The following is a 20050-nucleotide window of genomic DNA, read 5'->3' as shown; positions in this document are numbered from 1 at the left end:
CCTGGCAAGCGCAGGCCGGGCTAAGGTCGTGGCCCATCACGTCTGCCGTCCCGCTCCCATGCGCCTCTGCCTGCTGCTCGCCGCCCTCGCCCTGTCGCCGCCCGCCTCCGCCGCGGCCACCGACGCACCGCCGCGCTACGGCGCGCAACTGGAAGGCTTCGCCTATCCCTATCCGGTGCACTGGTACCGCTTCGACTCGCAGCGCCAGCCGCTGCAGATGGCGTACATGGATGTGGCCCCGACCGGCACGCCGAACGGCCGCACCGTGGTGCTGCTGCACGGCAAGAACTTCTGCGCGGCGACCTGGGAATCGACCATCGCCGCGCTGGTGGCACAGGGCTACCGGGTGCTGGCGCCGGACCAGATCGGCTTCTGCAAGTCGAGCAAGCCGCAGGCCTACCAGTTCACCTTCGCGCAACTGGCGGCCAATACCCATGCGTTGCTGCAACAGGCCGGCGTGACCCGCGCCGCGATCGTCGGCCATTCGATGGGCGGCATGCTCGCCGCGCACTACGCACTGCAGTACCCGCAGGACGTGAGCCAGCTGCTGCTGGTCAACCCGATCGGGCTGGAGGACTGGAAGGCCGCCGGCGTGCCGTGGCGCAGCGTCGATGCCTGGTACGCCAAGGAGCGCAAGACCGACGCGGCTTCGATCAAGCAGTACCAGCAGACCGTCTACTACGGCGGACAGTGGAAGCCCGAGTACGACCGCTGGGTGAGCATGCAGGCCGGCCTGTACGCCGGCCCCGGCGGCGACCGCGTGGCCTGGAACCAGGCGCTGACCTCGGACATGGTGTTCAACCAGCCGGTGGTGCAGCGCTTCCCGCAACTGCGCGTGCCGACCACCCTGTTCATCGGCCAGCGCGACCGGACCGCGATCGGCAAGGACCTGGCGCCACCGGCGCTGGCGGCGACCCTGGGCGACTACCCGGCCTTGGGCAAGCGCGCGGCTGCGGCGATTCCCGGCGCGCGCCTGGTCGCCTTCGACGACCTCGGCCATTCGCCGCAGGTGGAAGCGCCGCAGCGCTTCAATGCGGCCTTGCTCGAGGCACTGGGCGAGGCGCCCTGAGCGCGCACACCCGCGACAGGTCCGGTGACTGACCCTGCGCGGCGGCGCGAACGCGTCTTGCCGCGGAATCTCTCGGGTCGTCGCGGCGCCACCGCGGCAGCGCCAACAAGCAGCGCGCGCTGCACGTATCCGCTCGGCGGTGTGCCTCCCGCCCTGCACCACGCACGCTTCGGTGCACTCGACACACCCGCACTGCACCGCAGCATCGAACAATCATGAAAACGTTGTCATCGCAGCAATCCTGGATCTGTCTCGCATTCGTCGGATTTGTCGGTTGACAACGTTGTCTTCTCATTCGGACCCTGCGTGTGCCCGGTCCGCGTGCGAGTCAAACGACGTCGGCGCCACGCGTCTCCAAGCCCCCGGGTGATCGGACTCAAGGAACCAGATGGCGGCTCACCGCCGCTCCTCAGTCGCGCTACCTACCGCATCGGAGGCGTCACCATGAACACGAAATCCGCTGGATCGTGGTTGCTGTTCTGTTGTCTCGTCCTGGCCGGCCTCGCGCCCGGCCAGACCTGGGCCGCCGCGTGCACCGGCGTCGCCGCCTGGAACCCGGCCACCATCTACGCCGCCGGCGACACCCTGACCTACGCCGGCCACCTGTACCGCGCCAACAGTCCGATCTGGAACACCGCGCCGACGTACTGCACCAGTTGCGGCTGGTACCAGGACCTGGGCACCTGCGATGGCAGTTCGAGCAACCAGCCACCGAGCGTGGCCATGACCGCGCCCACGACCGGCACCCGCTTCGCGGTCGGCACCACCATCGCCTTGCAGGCATCGGCCAGCGATCCCGACGGCAGCGTGGCGCGGGTCGAATTCTTCCGCGGCAGCACCTCGCTGGGCAGCGTCAGCGGCGCGCCGTACACACTGGTCTGGAGCGGCGCGGCAGCCGGCGACTACAGCCTGACCGCGGTGGCCACCGACAACGCCGGCGCCCGCACCACCTCGGCCGCCGTCGCAATCACCATCGCGGCAGCGTCCACCGACACCACCGCCCCAAGCGTGCCGACCGGCCTGGCCGCCGCCACGCGCGCCAGCAACGCCATCACCCTGACCTGGAATGCCGCCTCCGACAACGCCGGCGGCAGCGGCCTGGCCGGCTACGACATCCTCCGCGACGGCAATCGCGTGGGCACCTCCAGCACCACCGGCTACACCGACTCGGCGCTGATCGCCGACACTGCGTACGCCTACGCGGTCCGTGCCCGCGACAACGCCGGCAACGTCTCGGCCAGCAGCGCCACGCTGAGCGTGCGCACCCTGCCCGCCAGCGCCGGCGGCAGCAAGCGCGTGATCGGCTACTTCACCCAGTGGGGCATCTACGGCCGCAACTACCAGGTGCGCGACATCCAGACCAGCGGCGCCGCCGGCTACCTGACCCACATCAACTACGCCTTCGGCAATGTCCGCAACAACCGCTGCGAAGTCGGCGTCACCCAACCCTCCGACAGCAGCACCGGCGCCGGCGGCGATGCCTTCGCCGACTACACCAAGGCGTTCTCCGCCGCGCAGAGCGTGGACGGCGTGGGCGATAACTGGGACCAACCGCTGCGCGGCAACTGGAACCAGTTGAAGAAGCTCAAGGCCGCACACCCGGGGCTGAAGGTGCTGATTTCGCTGGGCGGCTGGACCTGGTCGCGCGGCTTCTCCAGCGCCGCGCGCGCCGAGAACCGCCAGGCCTTCGTCGCCTCGTGCATCGATGCCTACATCCGCGGCAACCTGCCGATCACCGATGGCGCCGGCGGCAGCGCCGCCGCGGCCGGCGTGTTCGACGGCATCGACATCGACTGGGAGTATCCGGTGGCCTGCGGCATCGCCTGCGGCAGTGCGGAGGACCGGCAGAACTTCACCGCGCTGCTGGCCGAGTTCCGCCGCCAGCTCGACCAGGTGCGGCCGGGGCTGCTGCTGACTGTGGCGGTCGGCGCCGGCATCGACAAGATCCGGGTCACCGACCCGAACCTGTACGCGCCGTACCTGGACTACCTCAACGTGATGACCTACGACTTCCACGGCGCCTGGGATCCGCAGACCAACCATCACTCCGCCTTGTTCGAGTCGTCGGCCGATCCGTCCAGCGGCGACCAGCGCTACTACAACAGCAACGACGCCATCCAGGCCTTCCTCGACCGTGGCGTGCCCGCCGCCAAGCTCAACCTCGGCATCGGCTTCTACGGGCGCGGCTGGACCAACGTGCCCAACGTCAACCACGGCCTGTACCAGAGCGGCAGCGCCGCACCGGGTACCTACGAGGCGGGCATCGAGGACTACAAGGTGCTGCGCGGCCGCGCCGGCACCAGCTATGTCGACGCGCAGGCGCATGCGCACTGGAAGTACGACGGCAGCACCTTCTGGAGCTACGACAACCCGGCGCTGGTCACCGAGAAGATGAACTACGTCAAGACCCAGGGCCTGGGCGGCGCGTTCTTCTGGGAATTCAGCGGCGACTACCAGGGCGAGTTGCTGAAGACCATGGGCCAGGGCCTGCAATGAGCTGCGGTGCCGGCCGTCGTGCAATGCGCGACGGCCGCGCCGCGTGACCCGCACGCATCGGCGTGCAGGCAGCGTTGCCCACACGCCGACTGCCGTCGGGATCGACCCAGTCCGAACCGCGATGCCCGCACATGATGGCGGGCGTCGTTCGCTTCGCTCAGCGCACCGCGATCCGCAGCACGTCGTCGAGCAAGGCCGCCGCGGTGACATCGGCGCCCGCACCCGGCCCCTGGATCAGCAGCGGCTGCTGCAGGTAGCGGTCGCTGTGGATGGCGACGCGGTTGTCGGTGCCGGCACCGCTGGCCAATGGATGCGTCAGCGGCAGCACGCGCAGGCCCACCGAGGCGCCGTGCGCATCGAAGCGACCGACGAAGCGCAGGCAGGCGCCGGCGGCCTGTGCCTGCGCCAGGCGCGCCGCCAGCGGCGCGTCCAGTTGTTCGAGTGCGGCATCCAGTTGCGCCAGCGGCACCGTGGCCAGCGTGGCCGGCACCAGCGACTCCACCTGCACCTGCTCGGCACGCAACGGCAGGCCGGCGGCACGGGCCAGGATCAGCAGCTTGCGCCGCACGTCCTCGCCGGACAGGTCCTCGCGCGGATCGGGCTCGGTGTAGCCGGCGGCCGCGGCCTCGCGCACGCACGCGGAGAAGACGCGGCGGCCGTCGTAGCGATGCAGCAGCCAGGCCAGGGAGCCGGACAGCACGCCCTCCACCGCATGGATATGGTCGCCGCCGGCGACCAGCGCGCGCAGGCTGCTCAGCAACGGCAATCCCGCGCCGACCGTGGCGCTGTCGCCGTAATGGGTGCTGGCGGCATGCCGCGCGGCATGAATCTGTTCGGCCCGTGCCAGCGCGGCGCCCTGGCCGAGCTTGTTGGCGGTGACCACGTGCACGCCGCGCCGCAGCCACTCGGCATGGCGCTGCGCCACCGCCTCGCTGGCGGTGGCGTCGACCACGATGTCGCCACGGCCCAGGTCCTCCGGCAACGTCACCGCCTGCGCCGTGCGCGCGGCAGCATTGGCCGCGGCCAGCGCGTGCGCCGGCGTCACCGCGCAATCGGCAACAGTGCGCGAATTGGCCAGCCAGGCGAAGGTCGGCAGGCCGGGGCGGCGCTGCTGCAGCGCCTGGTAGCGCGCGACGAAGGCGCGGCCGACGGTGCCGGTGCCGAGCAGGCCCAGCCGCGCGGTGGCCGCGACGGGTGCCGCACGCAGCGGCACCGCTGGCGCATCGGCCAGGCCGCTGCTCACGCGTCCACCCGTTTGCGGGCCAGCGCCTCGCCGGCGCGCTGCGCGCGCTGCAGGCCGGCCTGCAGGTCGGCGACCAGATCCGCACTGGATTCGATGCCCACCGACAGGCGCAGCAGGCCGTCGGAAATCCCGGCCTTGGCGCGCGCCTCGGCGGTCATCGCCGCATGGGTCATGGTCGCCGGATGCGCGATCAGGCTCTCCACGCCGCCCAGCGATTCGGCCAGGGTGAAGTAGCGCAGGCCATCGACGAAGGCGCGCACCTCGGCCTCGCCACCGGCCAGTTCGAAACTGATCATCGCGCCGAAGCCGCGCTGCTGCCGTGCCGCCACCGCGTGGCCCGGATGCGAGGCCAGGCCCGGGTAGTACACCTGGCGCACCGCGGCGTGCGTGGTCAGCAGGTCCACCACGGCCTGCGCGTTCTCCTGGTGCGCGCGCAGGCGCGCGTCCAGCGTGCGCAGGCCGCGCAGGGTCAGGAACGCATCGAACGGCGAGCCGGTCAGGCCCAGCGCATTGGCCCACCACACCAGTTGCTGGTGCAGTTCGGCATCGGCCGCGATCACCGCGCCACCGACCACGTCGCTGTGGCCGTTGACGTACTTGGTGGTGGAGTGGATCACCAGGTCGGCACCGAAGGCGATCGGGGTCTGCAGCGCCGGCGACAGGAAGGTGTTGTCGACCACCGCCAACGCGCCGGCCTTGTGCGTGGCGTCGATGACGAAACGCAGGTCGGTGATGCGCAGCAGCGGGTTGGACGGGGTCTCGATCAGCACCAGCTTCGGCGCCTGCGCCAACGCATCGGCCAGCGAGCGCGGATCGGTCAGGTCGGCGGTGATCAGCTCGAAATGGCCCTTCTTGGCCAACGCGTTGAACAGCCGCCAGCTACCGCCGTACGCATCGTGTGGCACCACCAGCTTGTCGCCGGGCTGCAGCAGCGCATTGAGCACCAGGTTGATCGCGCCCATGCCGGTGGCGGTGATCACCCCGCCGGCGCCGCCTTCCAGTTCCGCCAGCGCTTCGCCGAGCAAGTCGCGGGTAGGGTTGCCGCTGCGGGTGTAGTCGTACTGGCGCTTGTTGCCGAAGCCGTCGAAGCTGAAGTTCGACGACAGCACGATCGGCGGGGTCACCGCGCCGTAGGCGGTGTCGCGGTCGATGCCGGCGCGGACCGCGGCGGTGGCGGCACTACAGGGCAGATCGGTGTCGTGGGCAGTGCTCATGCGGCAACTCCGGTGGGGCGAAGGGCGGTGGCGAGAATCGCGTCGATGCGATCGGTTTCTTTCAGGAAGGCGTCGTGGCCGTAGGGCGAACGCAGCACGCGCAGGCTGCCGCGCGGGCCCAGGCCTTCGACCAGGGTGACCAGGTCCGACAGCGGCACCAGGCGGTCGCCCTCGACCGCCACCACCACGGTGGGCACGGCGACGGCAGCCGGCTCGATGCGATGCAGGTCGATGGATTCGGACAGACGCAGGTAGGCGTTGACCTGGGTGCGCGCCACGTACTGCGCGCCGGCGGCGTCCAGGTAGTCTTCGGCGGCGACGCGGACGCGGCCGTTGATCACTTCCGGCGCCGCGTCGAAGCGTTCGCCGAACTCCTCCGGAGTGCGGTAGCTGAGCATCGCGAACTGCCGCGCCAGCGACAGCCCGTGGCTCTCGGCGCATTGCAGCTGGCCCAGTGCCACGGCGCGGCGCTGCAGCGCGCGCCAGGCCGCGGCATACGGATGCGCGCGGTGCGCGCCGCTGACCGCAATCAGCTTCTGCAGGCGCTGCGGATGCCGCACCGCCAGTTGCAGGCCGACCAGCGCGCCGTAGGAGTAGCCGACGAACCCGTGCAACTGCGCGATGTCCAGCGCGTCCAGCAGCGCGGCGATGGCATCGGCCTGGTCGGCACTGTCGATCGGCGCGTCCAGGCTGCCGTCGGCGCCGACGAAATCGAACGCCAGCAGCCGCCGCTGGGTGGGATCCAGCGCCCGCCCCGGCCCGACCAGGCCTTCCGCCCAGCCCTTCTCGGGAAAGCTGGCGTTGGCGGCGAGATGGCGGTGCGCGGAGATGCCGCCGGCGACGAACACCACCGGCGCGGCAGCCGGGCCGCTCAGTTCGTAGCGCAGGCGCAGCAGTTGCACACCGGCGTGGCGCAGCGGCAACGCGACCGCGATCTCGCCACGCATCGCGTGCACGCCGTCGGCCGGCGCGGCAACGCGGTCGTGGGACGGAATGGCGGAGGTGGGGCGGTCAGGCGAGTTCACGAGGCGCATGGCGGTATCCGGAGAGGAACGGCCATCGAGCTTCGCGGAGCTCGCGTTCGCCATGCAGAGGGCATGGATCGAACCATCTTTCGGCGGACGCGTGGGTCCCCGCAGGATTTGGCACCTACACGGCCGCTTGCGCGTCCGCTGGCTGCCCCGGCATCAAAGGGCCTGTCCCTCCGCCGGTCTCGATGGTGGAGCCAAGATGCCAGCGATTCTCGGCCATGTCAATCTCTTTATTCGGATGAAGCGATATGATTTTTCGATCCCTGGCCTCGTCCATACTCCGCTTTCCCCATCGCCGCCCCTGCCCGTGCGCCGACGCCGCCCCCGCCGCTGGCTTGCCGTGGTCCTGTCGCTGGCGGCAGTGACCGGCGCACCCGCGCAGCCGCTCCTGCGATGGAATGCCCCGCGACCCGAACCACAACCACCGCCAGCGTGGCTGCAGGTGAGCGCCCGCGACAGCGGCCTGCGCGAGGTTGCACTGGGCAATCCGCTCGGCGGCCCGGTGCAGATCCGCCTGCTCGGCGACAGCGCCGGCTTCACCGCCGTCCCCGCGCTGCCGCTGACGGTAGAGCTGGCCGCCGGCGAGCGCCGCGTGGTCGCGCGCCTGTATCCCCCCGGCGACCTCGCCGAGGCCGGCGGCGACGGCGCCCGACTGCGCATCGAGGCCGTCCCCGGTTCGCCGCGCGCCCATGCCGACGCGGTGCTGTATGCCCTGCCCTTCGCCGATCGCCCGGTGCGCATCGACCAGGGCTTCGGCGGCGCCTTCAGCCATCGCGATCCCGCCAATGCCTATGCCCTGGATTTCGCCCTGCCCGAAGGCACGCCGGTGCTGGCCGCGCGCGCGGGCGTGGTGATGGAGGTGCGCGACGACTTCCGCGAATCCGGCACCGACCCGCGCCTGGGCCAGGCCGCCAACCTGGTGCGGGTAGTGCACGCCGACGGCAGCATGGCGATCTACGCACACCTGGCCCCCGGCGGCGTGCAGGTGCGGGCGGGCCAGGCGGTGCAGCGTGGCGACCGCCTCGGCCTGTCCGGCAACACCGGCCTGAGCAGCGGCCCGCACCTGCATTTCGCTGTCCAGCTCAACCGCGGCCTGCGCCTGGAATCGGTGCCGTTCCGGATGGCCGGCCCGCTGGGCGAATTGCGCTTCGCCCATCCCACTCCACCCTGAGCGCGCCGCCTACCGTTCGTCGGCGAACGCATTGACATTCGCCAAGTGTATTGATGTATTAATACACATGGATGCAACCCATCTCCACGTCCAACCCAGCGCCCCCGAGCCGATCTACCGGCAGATCGCCGAACAGATCCGCCGCCTGGTCGCCGCCGGGCAATTGCGCCCAGGCGACGGTCTGCCTTCGGTACGCGAGGTCGCCGCGGTCCACGCGGTGAACCCGATGACGGTCTCGCGCGCCTACAGCCAGCTCGAAGCCGAGGGCGTGCTGGAACGCCTGCGCGGCCGCGGCATGGCGGTGGCCGCGACCGCCGCCGCACCGCAACGGCAGCGCCTGGAGTTGATCGAACCCCGGCTGCAGGAACTGGTCCGGCATTGCCGCGAACTGGGCCTGCCGGCGCCTCCCGTGATCGAACGTCTTGAACAGTTGTTTGGAGAACCTGGCGATGAGTAGCGTGGCGATGCAGAGCGCAATCCAGACCGATCTGGACATGGACCTGCCGCTGGCGGCGCACGACCTGCACCTGGCGTTCGGTGCCAGCGACGTGCTGCGAGGCGTGGGCCTGCAGATCGGGCGCGGCGAGGTCGTCGGACTGATCGGCCGCAACGGCGCCGGCAAGAGCACCCTGTTGGCCTGCCTGCTCGGCCTGCTGCAGCCGCAGCGCGGCCAGGCGCAGGTATTCGGCGGTCCGGCGCTGCGCCTGGACGACGCGCGCAAGGCGCGCATCGGCTTCGTGCCCCAGCAGCCCCAGGCCTTCGGCTGGATGCGCGTGACGGAACTGCTCGCCTTCGCCGCGCAGCTCTATCCGCACTGGGACGCGCAGCGCGCCGACACGCTGCTGCAGCGCTGGGAACTGGACCGCCGCCAGCGCATCGACACGCTTTCGCCCGGCCAGGCCCAGCGTCTGGCCCTGGTGCGGGCGCTGGCGGCGCGGCCGGCGCTACTGGTGCTGGACGAACCGGCCTCGGCGCTGGATCCGGTGGCGCGCCGCGACCTGATGCGCGAGATCGTCACCGAAACCTGCGATGCCGGCACCACCGTGCTGTTCTCCAGCCACATCGTCAGCGACCTGGAACGGGTGGCCTCGCGCGTGGCTTTCCTGCACCAGGGCCGGCTGCTGCTCGACCAGCCGCTGGACGAACTCAAGGACAGCGTGTTGCGACTCACGCTGCCGTCGGCCGCCGCCGCGCTGCTCGGCGACGCCGTGCTGCGCGGCGAACTCGCACGGCGCCGCAGCGCCGACGGCGGCACCGCCGTACTGCTGCACGCCAGCGAACCGCCTTCCGCCCTGCTCGGCGTGCCCGGTCTGCGCATCGACCGGCTCGGCCTGGAGGACCTGTTCATCGAGGTGGCGGGATGAAGCGCCTGCTCGCCGATCTGCGCCTGCTGTACGCGGCATCGGGCAGGACCCGATGGGTCTACCCCTGGGTGATCGCCGCGGCATTGGCCCTGACGTGGGTCGACAATCCACCATCGCCGCTGGTGCTGACCTGCCCCATCGTTCTGCTGCTCTGGGCACGACTCGGCGCACGCTTGCTGAGCCTGCTCGAGCAGGCGCATCGCCTGCGCCTTCCGGGGCTACGCAGTCGCTTCGCGCGCCTGTTCGCATTGGCGGTGACCGGCACAGTGCTGTTGCCGGTCCTGCTTTACACGCCGCGCGGCAGCGATCCCAGCCTGACGGCACCGACACTGCTGCTGTGCGCGTCCGGCGGGCTGCTGCTGGCGACAGCGCCGGCGTGGTCCAGTACCGCACTGCTGTGTCTGCCGCCCCTCGGCTTCATGCTGCACTACTGGGTCGGCGTGCCATTGGACGCGTACCCGCGCAGCACCATGCTGGTCATCGCTGCGGCGTGCGTCGCGGGCGCGACGTGGGCGTACCGCCGCGCCAGCACGCCTCGGCCCGTCGCGCTCGCGCCCTGGCTGCGTCCGCTGTGGATGAACCTGCAGCCGCGCCTGCCCAGCGATGGCGCGATCAGGCAGGTGGTCGCATCGCAAACCGGGCGCCGTGGGTGGATGCAGGGCATCGCGCGCCCCAGCGTTCCCTCGGGCCTGCACGGCGCACCGGAACGCGCCATGCGCTTCGCACTCGGTCCAGGTTTCGCTCCCGGCAGCGCGGCCGGCACCGCGCTGGCCGTCCTCGTCATGCCGTCGCTGGTGTTGCTGTGGACGCTGCTGCTGGTGGGCACGCAATCGCCGACGCTGCCACTGATCCTGGCCAACGTCATGGCCAACCTGTCCAGCGCGAAGTTCCTGCAACGACTGTGGCTGTGGCGCAAGCACGGCAACCTCGGCCTGATGGAAAGCGCCCTGCTGCCCGGCCTGGGCGCACCCGGGCAGATCGGCACGCTGTTCAACCAAGTGGTGCTGAAATGCGCGATCGCGGCGATGCTTCCGTGGCTGGGCCTGTCCTGGCTGCTCGGGCTGCTCAGACACGCCCCGACCGCCTACTACCCACTGACGGTGTCGATCACCCTGACCGGGACCCTGCTTGCCAGCACCGTCCTGCTGGCCTGCCTGCGCTGGCCGCGCAGCGTGTCGGCGCTGGTCGTGGCGCACTGCGCACTGACGCTGCTGGGCGCCATCAGCATCGGCCAGGTCGGCCTGCCCGGCGCGGTGGCACCGCACTGGCTGGCACCAGCCTGGAGCCTGCTGCTGCTCGGCATGGTCATCGTCTACAACCTGGTGGCACGCCAATCCAGCAAGCGCCCGCACCCCTGGCTGCTCAACTGAACGGCCGTAGCGGGAAGCCCGCTATAATCGCGGGCTTCCTCCGTTGCCGATGACGCCCTTCCGGGCGTGCCGCCCATGTCCGAAGTCGCCACCGAAGCTGCGCGCCGCCGCACCTTCGCCATCATTTCCCACCCCGACGCCGGCAAGACCACGCTGACCGAAAAGCTGCTGCTGTTCGGCGGGGCGATCCAGATGGCCGGCTCGGTGAAGGGCCGCAAGGCCGCGCGCCACGCCACCTCGGACTGGATGGCGCTGGAAAAGGAGCGCGGCATCTCGGTGACCTCGTCGGTGATGCAGTTCCCGTACGAAGGCAAGATCATCAACCTGCTCGACACCCCCGGCCACGCCGACTTCGGCGAGGACACCTACCGCGTGCTCACCGCGGTGGACTCGGCGCTGATGGTGATCGACGTGGCCAAGGGCGTGGAAGAGCGCACCATCAAGCTGATGGAGGTGTGCCGGCTGCGCGACACGCCGATCATGACCTTCATCAACAAGCTCGACCGCGAGGGCAAGGATCCGATCGACCTGCTCGACGAGGTCGAGACCGTGCTCGGCATCGAATGCGCGCCGGTGACCTGGCCGATCGGCATGGGCCAGCGCCTGAAGGGCGTGGTGCACCTGGTGACCGGCGAAGTGCACCTGTACGAACCCGGCCGCAACTTCACCCGCCAGGATTCGACCATCTTCCCGTCGCTGGACGCGCCCGGCCTGGCCGAGAAGATCGGCGAACAGATGCTGGCCGAACTACGCGAGGAACTGGAACTGGTGCAGGGCGCCAGCCACGCCTTCGACCTGGACGCCTACCGCGCCGGCAAGCAGACCCCGGTGTTCTTCGGTTCGGGCGTCAACAACTTCGGCGTGCAGCCGCTGCTGGACTTCTTCGCCGAGCACGCGCCGCCGCCGCAGCCGCGCGCCACCACCGGCCGCCAGGTGCAGGCAGGCGAGGACAAGCTGACCGGCTTCGTGTTCAAGATCCAGGCCAACATGGATCCGCAGCATCGCGACCGCGTCGCGTTCATGCGCATCTGTTCGGGCCGCTTCGCTGCCGGCATGAAGACCCTGCACGTGCGCACCGGCAAGGAGGTCAAGCTGGCCAACGCGCTGACCTTCATGGCCAGCGACCGCGAGATCGCCGCCGAGGCCTATCCCGGCGACGTCATCGGCATCCACAACCACGGCACCATCTCCATCGGCGACACCTTCACCGAAGGCGAGTCGCTGTCGTTCACCGGCATTCCCAATTTCGCCCCGGAACTGTTCCGCCGCGCGCGCCTGCGCGACCCGCTCAAGCTCAAGCAATTGCAGAAGGGCCTGGCGCAGCTGTCCGAGGAAGGCGCCACCCAGTTCTTCCGCCCGCTGATGAGCAACGACCTGATCCTCGGTGCGGTCGGCACGCTGCAGTTCGACGTGGTCGCCTACCGGCTCAAAGACGAGTACGGCGTGGACGCCAGCTTCGAACCGGTGGGCGTGGTCACCGCGCGCTGGGTGCACTGCGACAACCCCAAGAAGCTGGAAGAGTTCCGCGAGAAGAACGCGATGAACCTCGGCATCGACGCCGCCGGCGAACTGGTCTACCTGGCGCCGACCCGGGTCAACCTGCAACTGGCGCAGGAACGCGCGCCGGACGTGCGCTTCGCCGCCACGCGCGAACACGCGCACAGCGTGGCGGTGGAATGACCGCCATGTGACCGCGGGCGTGCGCCGGCTGAGCGCACGCCCAACCGGCGGCGCCGTGTTGCGCCGCAGCGGATGCGAACCGCTCGCAATTGCGCTACCGTGCGGGCCCATGGATGCAGACCGGTCGCCCGCCTACTCGAACGCCGACGCGCAGCCTTCCACGGACTGGCGCGACGAACTGGCCAGCGCCCTGACCCACGGCCTCGGCGCCATCGCCGCGCTGGCCGGCGGCTCGGTGCTGATCACCCTGGCCGCCATCTACGGCGACGGCTGGCAGCTCGCCACCGCCATCGTGTTCAGCGTCACCTTGCTGCTGCTGTACGTGGCCTCGACGCTGTACCACGCCATCCCGCATCCCGGCGCCAAGGCGCGCCTGCAGATCTTCGACCACTGCGCGATCTATCTATTGATCGCCGGCACCTACACCCCGTTCACCCTGATCGGCCTGCGCGGCCCGTGGGGCTGGGGCCTGTTCGCAGCGATCTGGACCATCGCCGTGGCCGGGGTGATCTTCAAGCTGTTCTTCACTGGTCGCTTCCGCCTGCTGTCGACCATCCTGTACATCGCGATGGGCTGGCTGATCGTGGTGGCGATCGAACCGCTGCTGCGCTCCGTCGACGCCTGGACCCTGGGCTGGCTGCTGGCCGGCGGCCTGTTCTACACCCTCGGCACGTATTTCTACCAGCGCGACACCGTGCGCTACTTCCACGCCATCTGGCATCTGTTCGTCCTCGCCGGCAGCGTCTGCCACTTCGTGGCGGTGACCGGCCAGGTGCTCTGAGACGGCCGATCGCTTTCGCACCCCGTGCACGGCGGCTGCCTAGGATGGCCGCATGGCTCGCGACCCCGCTTCCGCATCCCGCTCCTGGCCTTGGCGGCGCAACGACGGCCGCCTGCGGCGCTGGCCGTTCGTGCTCGGCGCGCTGGTGCTGCTCCTGCTCGTCATCATCCTGATCTTCGACTGGAACTGGTTCAAGGCGCCAGTGGAACGCGCGGTGCAGGCGCGCACCGGCCGCGCCTTCCATATCGACGGCAACCTGGACGTGGACCTGGGCCGCATCGTCACCGTGCGTGGCGATCGCCTGCGCTTCGCCAACGCCGACTGGTCGAAGCAGGCGCAGATGGCCAGCGCCGACCGCGCCGAACTGGACATCGCGCTGTGGCCGCTGCTGCGCGGACGCGTGCGCATCCCCGAGATCCGCCTGACCAAGCCCGATCTGCTGCTGGAAACCGGACCGAACGGACAGCCCGGCAACTGGGTGTTCGGCCAGTCCGACGGCGGCCGTCCGGTCGTGCTCGGCGCCCTGCTGGTACAGCAGGGACACCTGCGCTTCCAGGACCCGGCCGGGCGCACCGAGATCGACATCGCCGTCGACAGCCAGGTCGGGCAGCGCCGCCGTGACGATGCCGCCCCGCCGATCGCGGTCAGCGGCGACGGCCGCTGGCGCGGCAATCCCTTCACCCTGAAAGGCAGTACCGCCTCGCCGCTGGAGCTGAGCGAGAGCGACCATCCGTTCCGCGTCGACCTGCGCGGCAGCGCCGGCAGCACCCGCGCGCACATGCGCGGCACCCTCACCAATCCGTTCCAGTTGCGCGTGTTCGACCTGCAACTGCAACTGGCCGGCACGGACATGGCCCACCTGTATCCGCTGCTGGGCATCGCCATCCCCTCCACCCCGCCCTATCAGTTGGACGGACGCCTGCAGCGCGACGGCGATCGCTGGCGCTACCAGGACTTCCGCGGCCGCGCCGGCGACAGCGACCTGGCCGGCACGGTGCAGATCGACACTGCGGGCCAGCGCCCGTTCCTGCGCGCCGACCTGCGTTCGCAGCGGCTGGATTTCGACGATCTGGCCGGCTTCGTCGGCGCACCGCCGCGCACCGGCGCCGGCGAGACCGCCAATGCCGAGCAGAAGGCGCAGGCAGCCAAGCTCGCCGCCACCGACAAGGTGCTGCCGTCCACCCCATACGACCTCGGCAAGCTGCGCGCGATGGATGCCGACGTGCGCTGGAAGGCGCAGCGCATCAATGCGCCGTCGCTGCCGCTGGACGACATGGACGCGCATCTGAAGCTCGATGACGGCGTCCTGCTGCTGCAACCGCTGAACTTCGGCGTGGCCGGCGGCGATCTGCGCTCGGATATCCGCATGGATGCACGCAAGCCCACGCTGTTCACCCGCGCGCAGGTGTCGATCCGCGGCGTGCAGCTGGGCAAGCTGTTCCCCGACGGCAAACTGGCCAAGGAAGCGGCGGGCGCGATCGGCGGCGAGATTGCGTTGGCCGGCAGCGGCAACTCGATCGCGCAGATGCTCGGCAGCGCCGACGGCAGCGTCGCCGTCGGCATGGGCAAGGGCCGCATCAGCAATCTGGTGATGGAGCTGGCCGGCCTGGATATCGCCGAATCGCTGAAGTATCTGGTGACCAAGGACCGAGAGATCCCGGTACGCTGTGCGTTCGGCGACTTCGGCGTGCAGCACGGAGTGATGACCTCGCGCGGCCTGGCCTTCGACAGCACCGACACCCTGCTGGTCGGCAGCGGCACCATCGACCTGGGCCAGGAACGCCTGGACCTGCTGCTGAAGGCGCAACCCAAGGACCACAGCATCCTCGCCCTGCGCTCGCCGCTGCGCGTCGGCGGCACCTTCAAGGACCCGAGCTTCCGCCCCGACTTCAAGGCCCTGGGCCTGCGCGGCGCGATCGCTGTCGCCCTGGGCAGCATCGCCCCACCGGCCGCCCTGCTGGCGACCATCGAGACCGGGCCGGGCAAGGATATTCAGTGCGGCCGTTGAAGCCGGGAGTGGGGAATCGGGAATGGGGAATCGTCAGATCAAGAGCGCATTGCGTGGTCTGACATCGCCAGGCGAATCACGCCCAAACGCATAACGCGGGATCCGCGCTCCTGCCTTTCCCATTCCCCATTCTCTTTTCCCGACTCCCAGCCCCTCAGCTCCTGATGTACTCCTGCAACTGATTCAGCTCCTCGCGCTGCTCTTCGATCACCGCCTTGACCAGGTCGCCGATCGAGATCACGCCGATCACGCGGCCGGCGTCCACTACCGGCAGGTGGCGGATGCGCTGCCCGGTAATCAGTTCCATGCACTGCTGCACGCTCTGCGACGGGTCCACGGTGTGCACCCTGCTGCTCATGATGTCGCGCACCGGCGTGGTCGCCGAGGAGCGGTCCTGCAGGACCACCTTGCGTGCGTAATCGCGCTCGGACAGGATCCCGGACAGCTGTCCGTCCTGCAGCACCAGCACCGCGCCGATGCCCTTGGCGGCCATCAGCCGCAGCGCCTCGATCACCGCCGTGTCCGGCGCGACCGCGTGGATCTCATTGCCCTTTTCGCTCAAGACCTGCCGTACCGTCCGCATCGCTGCCTCCCGGTTCGCTGGATCGCACGGCCGAGCATACTCCTTCGCCCGGTGCACGCCAGGTCTCCACCAGGTACAGCGGACGTTGCTTGGATTCCTCGTACAGCCGGCCCAGGTATTCGCCGATCAGGCCCAGCGCGATCAGTTGCACGCCGCCCAGGAACAGGATGACCGCCATCATCGTCGGCCAGCCGGCCACCGGGTCGCCCCACAGCGCCGCTTTGACTACCACCCAGATCGCGAACAGGAAGGCGCCCACCGCTGTCGCCAGGCCCAGGTAGGTGGCCACCCGCAACGGCGCGGTGGAGAAGCCGGTGATGCCGTCCAGGGCGAAGTTCCACAACCGCCACAGGCTGAACTTGCTGCGCCCGGCCAGCCGCGGCGCACGCCGGTACGGCACCGCCAGGCGGCGGAAACCGATCCAGCCGAACAATCCCTTCATGAAGCGGTGGCGCTCGCGCAACTGCCGCAGCGCGGCCAGCGCGCGCGGCGACAGCAGGCGGAAATCGCCGGTGTCGGCCGGGATCGGCGTCTTCGACAGGCGCCCGATCACCCGGTAGAACAGCGCCGCGGTGCCGCGCTTGAGCCAGCCCTCGCCTTCGCGCACCAGGCGCGTCCCGTAGATATCGTCATAGCCGGCGCGCCAATGCGCGACGAACTGTCCGATCAGTTCCGGCGGATCCTGCCCATCGGCGTCCAGCAGCATCGCCGCGCCGCGATCGACGCAGTCCAGACCGGCGGTCAGCGCCAGTTCCTTGCCGAAATTGCGTGACAGGCGCAGCGCGCCGACCCGCGGATCGGACGCGGCCAGCGTCTGGATCGTCTCCCAGGTGGCATCGCGGCTGCCGTCGTCCACGTACAGCACCCGCCCCTCCAATCCCGGCACGGCGTCGAGCGCAGCGACGATGCGCGGGTGCAACAGCGGCAGGGTCTGCGCCTCGTTGAACGCAGTGACGACGACGGTAAGACGTTCGGATTCCATCGGCGGATGGTACGGAGCCGCCTGCACGTTAACCAGCGGCGCGCGGCGCCTGACGAACTGTTGCCTTCTCCCATCGGGAGAAGGTGCCCCGAAGGGGGGGATGAGGGTGCGCCTGCCGCCGAACCCCACCACGCTCACCTGCCGCCGCACCCTCACCCCAACCCCTCTCCCGAAGGGAGAGGGGCTTTGAATCCCTTCTCCCATCGGGACCATGGCCCCCTTCTTGGGGGAAGGTGCCCCGAAGGGGCGGATGAGGGTGCGCCTGCCGCCGAACCCCACCACGCTCACCTGCCGCCGTACCCTCACCCCAACCCCTCTCCCGGGGGGAGAGGGGCTCAAGCTACGGCGCCTGCAGATAAGCCGGGCCGCCCAGTTGCCGGGTCTGGCGCTGGATCCAGTTGGCGCGGCCCTGCACGTACGGGCCTGGACGCGCGGCGTTGTAGCGCTGCGGCGCCGGCAGCACCGCCGCCAGCAGCGCGCTCTGCGCCGGCGTCAGCTGCGCCGCGTCCTTGTTCCAGAAGCTGCGCGCCGCCGCCTGTGCGCCATACACGCCGTCACCGAACTCGGCAACGTTGGCGTACACCTCCAGAATGCGCTGCTTCGACCACAGCGCCTCGATCAGCACCGTGTACCAGGCCTCCAGGCCCTTGCGCAGCCAACTGCGGCCTTGCCACAGGAACAGGTTCTTGGCGACCTGCTGGCTGATGGTGCTGGCGCCGCGCAGACGGCCGCCGCGCGCGTTGTGGTCGCGCGCCTTCTCGATCGCATCCAGGTCGAAGCCGTGATGGCTTGGGAAGCGCTGGTCTTCCGCGGCGACCAGGGAGATCGGCAGGCTCGGCGCGATCTGCGCGGTGTCGCGCCAGTCGTACGCGATGCGGTACGACCAGTCGCCACTGGCCCAGGCACCAAGCTGGCGCTCCAGCATCATCGCCGAGAACGGCGGGTCGACGAAGCGCAGCAGCAACACCTGCGACACGCTCGCCAGCACGAACAGCAACGGCGCCAGCAGCAGCCAGCGCCGCCAGCGCCTGACCCGCGGACGCGCCGGAAGGGCGCCACTTGCATCGCGGCGCCCCGCCCCCATTCCTATGCTTTCTTCGATCTGGTCCACCGTGACGATCCACTCTCGTGCGGTCGCCATCTTCCCATGCGCAGCGAGGCCGCAATGCATTCTTCCGACGATCGTCTGACCCGCTTCCTGCTCCCCGGCGCCGGCGTGCGCGGCGTACACGTGCGCCTGCACGACACCTGGCGCGAGATCCTGGCGCCGGCCAGCTATCCCGCCGCGGCCACCGAACTGCTGGGCGAGGCCTGCGTCGCCGCGGCCCTGTTCACCGGGCATACCAAGGTCGACGGGCGCCTGTCGGTGCAGTTGCGCAGCCAGGGCGCGCTGCGCACCCTGTTCGCCGAGTGCACCGCCGCCGGCACGCTGCGCGGCATCGTCCAGTTGGGCGAGGGCCAGGACGCGCCGCGCGACCTGCGGGTGCTCGGCGACGATGCCCTGCTGGCGATCACCATCGAGAACCCCGGCCTGGACCCGCGCGAACCGCAGCGTTACCAGAGTCTGGTGGCAATGTCCTCGGCCGAGCTGGACGAAGCCTTCGAGGACTACTTCCGCCAGTCCGAGCAGTTGCCGACGCGGCTGATCCTGGCCGCCGACGGTACGCACGCCGCCGGCCTGCTGTTGCAGAAGCTGCCGGGCGACGCCGGCGACGAGGACGGCTGGAACCGCGCCGGCGCGCTGTTCGAGACCGTCGGCGAGGCCGAACTGCTGGCCACGCCGGCCGAAACCCTGCTGCACCGACTGTTCCACGAGGAAACCCCGGAACTGCTCGGCGACCGCCCGCTGCGCTTCGGTTGCTCGTGCTCGCGCGAGCGGGTCGCGGCGATGCTGCGCTCGCTCGGCGAGGAAGAAGCGCGGGCGGCGGCCGAGGCGACCGGCCAAGTTGAGATCCGCTGCGAGTTCTGCGGCCGCCACTATGACTTCCCCTTGACGGAATTCGGAGTATTGTTTGCCGTAACGCAGGCTGAACCGACGTCCTCGGAGCGCTTGCACTAGCTGAAACGCGCGTCGCGACCGGGGAGTCCGACTTGTTAAAGAAACATAAACCCTCTAGCATCGACCACCCTGTCCGGCGGGAACTTTCGTGCCCGCCCCAAGTCTCAGATTGCTGATGCGACCCTTCCTGCGCCTACCGCTCGCCCTGCTGATCGCCCTTGCGGCGAGCACGGGCGCGCACGCGCAGAGCAAGCCCGCCACTGGTCACGACCGCACCGTGTTGCCGGTCTGGAACAAGGGCAGCGGCAAGGTCGAGGCGCTGCTGTACCTGGAGCCCACCGGCGAACAGGCGGTCGGCGCGCGCTGGCATTTCGGCCGCAACTCCCTGGATGCAGCGTTCGGCCTGTCCTCCGGCGACTCGCTGGGCCTGCTGTGCAACAGCGCCAGCGGCGGCAGCATCAGCGGCTTGGCCAGCCACTGCATGCTGGCCAGCCTGGGCGACGACGACGGCACCACCGGCCACCATGTCGCCGCCACCACCACCTTCAACCGCCCCGGCGGGCGCCTGTCGCTGTCGGCGGGCACCGGCCGCGAGAACCTCCCCGCCTGGCTGGCCGGCGCCAACAAGACGCCGTCGATGCGGATGGAGCAGAACGACCTGACCGTCTTCGCACAGCAGAACATCGGCCGCGAGGGCTTCGTCTCGATCGGCGGCACCTACGCCAAAGCCCGCCTGGTGCCGATCGCCGACGCCACCCCGGCCATGCTCGACCGCTGGGACAGCAAGAGCCTGAGCATCGGCGGCGGCTACGGCTCGTTCAGCGCCAACGTGATCGGCCGTGTCGTCGACGCCCCCGGCCAACCCGGCAAGTGGACCGGCCTGGGCGTGGGCCTGACCTGGCGCACCCCATGGAGCGGCCAGCTGACCGTGGGCGCCGAGAACGTCATCACCAGCGGCAAGAACCCGTTCTCGCCGAACAACATCAGCACCGAAGAGGGGACCATCCCCTACGTGCGCTACGAGCAGGATCTGTAGGCCTCGCCAACTCGGTCTCACCA

The 20050-nt window shown here is 69.9% G+C and carries 17 protein-coding genes, 1 pseudogene and 1 riboswitch; of the genes and pseudogenes, 12 read left to right on the top strand and 6 right to left on the bottom strand.

What is annotated here, in order from left to right; genetic code table 11:
- Nucleotides 1-58: 58 nt before the first annotated feature.
- From CEK68_RS00355 to CEK68_RS00350, 3 genes and pseudogenes are all read left to right on the top strand, one after another.
- Nucleotides 59-1069, top strand: a complete 1011-nt coding sequence (locus tag CEK68_RS00355; RefSeq protein WP_152238179.1) for an alpha/beta hydrolase — start codon at nt 59-61, stop codon at nt 1067-1069.
- Between the two features lie 444 nt (nt 1070-1513).
- A pseudogene (locus CEK68_RS21440) lies at nt 1514-1975 on the top strand (Ig-like domain-containing protein); the annotation flags it as partial.
- Between the two features lie 270 nt (nt 1976-2245).
- Nucleotides 2246-3565, top strand: a complete 1320-nt coding sequence (locus tag CEK68_RS00350) for a glycoside hydrolase family 18 protein (protein WP_226977707.1) — start codon at nt 2246-2248, stop codon at nt 3563-3565.
- A gap of 157 nt (nt 3566-3722) precedes the next feature.
- On the opposite strand, the gene CEK68_RS00345 is transcribed toward CEK68_RS00350, so the two are convergent.
- From CEK68_RS00345 to CEK68_RS00335, 3 genes are read right to left on the bottom strand one after another with little or no spacing between them, the layout of a single operon-like run.
- Complete coding sequence (locus CEK68_RS00345) at nt 3723-4778, bottom strand: homoserine dehydrogenase (RefSeq protein ID WP_152238207.1); 1056 nt, start codon at nt 4776-4778, stop codon at nt 3723-3725.
- A gap of 26 nt (nt 4779-4804) precedes the next feature.
- Nucleotides 4805-6022 carry an O-succinylhomoserine (thiol)-lyase gene (locus CEK68_RS00340; protein WP_152238178.1) on the bottom strand — a complete coding sequence of 406 codons (1218 nt, stop codon included), beginning with the start codon at nt 6020-6022 and terminating at the stop codon, nt 4805-4807.
- Nucleotides 6019-7056 (bottom strand): homoserine O-succinyltransferase, encoded by a 1038-nt coding sequence (locus tag CEK68_RS00335; protein WP_152238177.1) that lies wholly within the window; start codon nt 7054-7056, stop codon nt 6019-6021. The genes CEK68_RS00340 and CEK68_RS00335 overlap by 4 nt, the downstream gene beginning before the upstream one ends.
- A 70-nt stretch (nt 7057-7126) precedes the next feature.
- Nucleotides 7127-7245, bottom strand: a riboswitch (SAM riboswitch).
- A 244-nt stretch (nt 7246-7489) separates the two neighbouring features.
- Here CEK68_RS00335 and CEK68_RS00330 point away from each other — a divergent pair.
- From CEK68_RS00330 to CEK68_RS00300, 7 genes are all read left to right on the top strand, one after another.
- Nucleotides 7490-8224, top strand: coding sequence for a M23 family metallopeptidase (locus CEK68_RS00330; RefSeq protein ID WP_226977706.1), 735 nt, complete (start codon nt 7490-7492; stop codon nt 8222-8224).
- A 67-nt stretch (nt 8225-8291) separates the two neighbouring features.
- Nucleotides 8292-8681: a GntR family transcriptional regulator gene (locus CEK68_RS00325; protein ID WP_017910488.1), complete on the top strand. Its 390-nt coding sequence runs from the start codon at nt 8292-8294 to the stop codon at nt 8679-8681.
- A complete protein-coding gene (locus CEK68_RS00320) occupies nt 8674-9588 on the top strand; it encodes an ABC transporter ATP-binding protein (protein WP_193314064.1) in 915 nt (304 codons plus the stop codon). Before CEK68_RS00325 ends, CEK68_RS00320 begins: the two co-directional genes overlap by 8 nt.
- Nucleotides 9585-10958 carry a hypothetical protein gene (locus CEK68_RS00315; RefSeq protein WP_152238175.1) on the top strand — a complete coding sequence of 458 codons (1374 nt, stop codon included), beginning with the start codon at nt 9585-9587 and terminating at the stop codon, nt 10956-10958. The genes CEK68_RS00320 and CEK68_RS00315 overlap by 4 nt, the downstream gene beginning before the upstream one ends.
- 75 nt (nt 10959-11033) lie before the next feature.
- A complete protein-coding gene (locus CEK68_RS00310; protein ID WP_017910485.1) occupies nt 11034-12638 on the top strand; it encodes a peptide chain release factor 3 in 1605 nt (534 codons plus the stop codon).
- Nucleotides 12639-12747: 109 nt separating this feature from the next.
- A complete protein-coding gene (locus tag CEK68_RS00305; protein ID WP_017912941.1) occupies nt 12748-13419 on the top strand; it encodes a hemolysin III family protein in 672 nt (223 codons plus the stop codon).
- A gap of 52 nt (nt 13420-13471) precedes the next feature.
- Nucleotides 13472-15427, top strand: coding sequence for an AsmA family protein (locus tag CEK68_RS00300; RefSeq protein ID WP_152238174.1), 1956 nt, complete (start codon nt 13472-13474; stop codon nt 15425-15427).
- Between the two features lie 154 nt (nt 15428-15581).
- Here the strand turns inward: CEK68_RS00300 and CEK68_RS00295 are convergent, their stop codons facing one another.
- The 3 genes from CEK68_RS00295 to mtgA all read right to left on the bottom strand — a co-directional run bounded on the left by CEK68_RS00295 (nt 15582) and on the right by mtgA (nt 18076).
- The gene (locus tag CEK68_RS00295) at nt 15582-16010 is read right to left on the bottom strand and encodes a CBS domain-containing protein (RefSeq protein ID WP_152238173.1); all 429 of its coding nucleotides are present in this window, start codon (nt 16008-16010) and stop codon (nt 15582-15584) included.
- Nucleotides 15970-16992 carry a glycosyltransferase family 2 protein gene (locus CEK68_RS00290; protein WP_148827664.1) on the bottom strand — a complete coding sequence of 341 codons (1023 nt, stop codon included), beginning with the start codon at nt 16990-16992 and terminating at the stop codon, nt 15970-15972. The genes CEK68_RS00295 and CEK68_RS00290 overlap by 41 nt, the downstream gene beginning before the upstream one ends.
- A 340-nt stretch (nt 16993-17332) precedes the next feature.
- The gene (gene mtgA, locus CEK68_RS00285) at nt 17333-18076 is read right to left on the bottom strand and encodes a monofunctional biosynthetic peptidoglycan transglycosylase (RefSeq protein ID WP_152238205.1); all 744 of its coding nucleotides are present in this window, start codon (nt 18074-18076) and stop codon (nt 17333-17335) included.
- 81 nt (nt 18077-18157) lie between these two features.
- On the opposite strand from mtgA, the gene CEK68_RS00280 reads away from it, so the two are divergent.
- Together CEK68_RS00280 and CEK68_RS00275 are read left to right on the top strand one after the other, a co-directional pair.
- Nucleotides 18158-19051: an Hsp33 family molecular chaperone HslO gene (locus CEK68_RS00280; protein ID WP_026143742.1), complete on the top strand. Its 894-nt coding sequence runs from the start codon at nt 18158-18160 to the stop codon at nt 19049-19051.
- Nucleotides 19052-19166: 115 nt separating this feature from the next.
- Nucleotides 19167-20027: a hypothetical protein gene (locus CEK68_RS00275; protein WP_152238172.1), complete on the top strand. Its 861-nt coding sequence runs from the start codon at nt 19167-19169 to the stop codon at nt 20025-20027.
- The last annotated feature ends 23 nt before the right edge of the window (nt 20028-20050 follow it).

The organism is Xanthomonas sp. LMG 12461 (assembly GCF_009192935.1).
Classification (GTDB): Bacteria; Pseudomonadota; Gammaproteobacteria; order Xanthomonadales; family Xanthomonadaceae; genus Xanthomonas_A; species Xanthomonas_A sontii.
Note: the sequence above shows the minus strand (reverse complement) of the source record. Positions and strands in the feature narration are given on the sequence as shown.

Coding starts and splice junctions, on each gene's coding strand:
- CEK68_RS00355 (WP_152238179.1), top strand. CDS start 59: ATGCGCCTCTGCCTGCTGCTCGCCGCCCTCGCCCTGTCGCCGCCCGCC.
- CEK68_RS00340 (WP_152238178.1), bottom strand. CDS start 6,022: ATGAGCACTGCCCACGACACCGATCTGCCCTGTAGTGCCGCCACCGCC.
- CEK68_RS00335 (WP_152238177.1), bottom strand. CDS start 7,056: ATGCGCCTCGTGAACTCGCCTGACCGCCCCACCTCCGCCATTCCGTCC.
- CEK68_RS00325 (WP_017910488.1), top strand. CDS start 8,292: ATGGATGCAACCCATCTCCACGTCCAACCCAGCGCCCCCGAGCCGATC.
- CEK68_RS00320 (WP_193314064.1), top strand. CDS start 8,674: ATGAGTAGCGTGGCGATGCAGAGCGCAATCCAGACCGATCTGGACATG.
- CEK68_RS00315 (WP_152238175.1), top strand. CDS start 9,585: ATGAAGCGCCTGCTCGCCGATCTGCGCCTGCTGTACGCGGCATCGGGC.
- CEK68_RS00310 (WP_017910485.1), top strand. CDS start 11,034: ATGTCCGAAGTCGCCACCGAAGCTGCGCGCCGCCGCACCTTCGCCATC.
- CEK68_RS00305 (WP_017912941.1), top strand. CDS start 12,748: ATGGATGCAGACCGGTCGCCCGCCTACTCGAACGCCGACGCGCAGCCT.
- CEK68_RS00300 (WP_152238174.1), top strand. CDS start 13,472: ATGGCTCGCGACCCCGCTTCCGCATCCCGCTCCTGGCCTTGGCGGCGC.
- CEK68_RS00295 (WP_152238173.1), bottom strand. CDS start 16,010: ATGCGGACGGTACGGCAGGTCTTGAGCGAAAAGGGCAATGAGATCCAC.
- CEK68_RS00290 (WP_148827664.1), bottom strand. CDS start 16,992: ATGGAATCCGAACGTCTTACCGTCGTCGTCACTGCGTTCAACGAGGCG.
- mtgA (WP_152238205.1), bottom strand. CDS start 18,076: ATGGGGGCGGGGCGCCGCGATGCAAGTGGCGCCCTTCCGGCGCGTCCG.
- CEK68_RS00280 (WP_026143742.1), top strand. CDS start 18,158: ATGCATTCTTCCGACGATCGTCTGACCCGCTTCCTGCTCCCCGGCGCC.
- CEK68_RS00275 (WP_152238172.1), top strand. CDS start 19,167: ATGCGACCCTTCCTGCGCCTACCGCTCGCCCTGCTGATCGCCCTTGCG.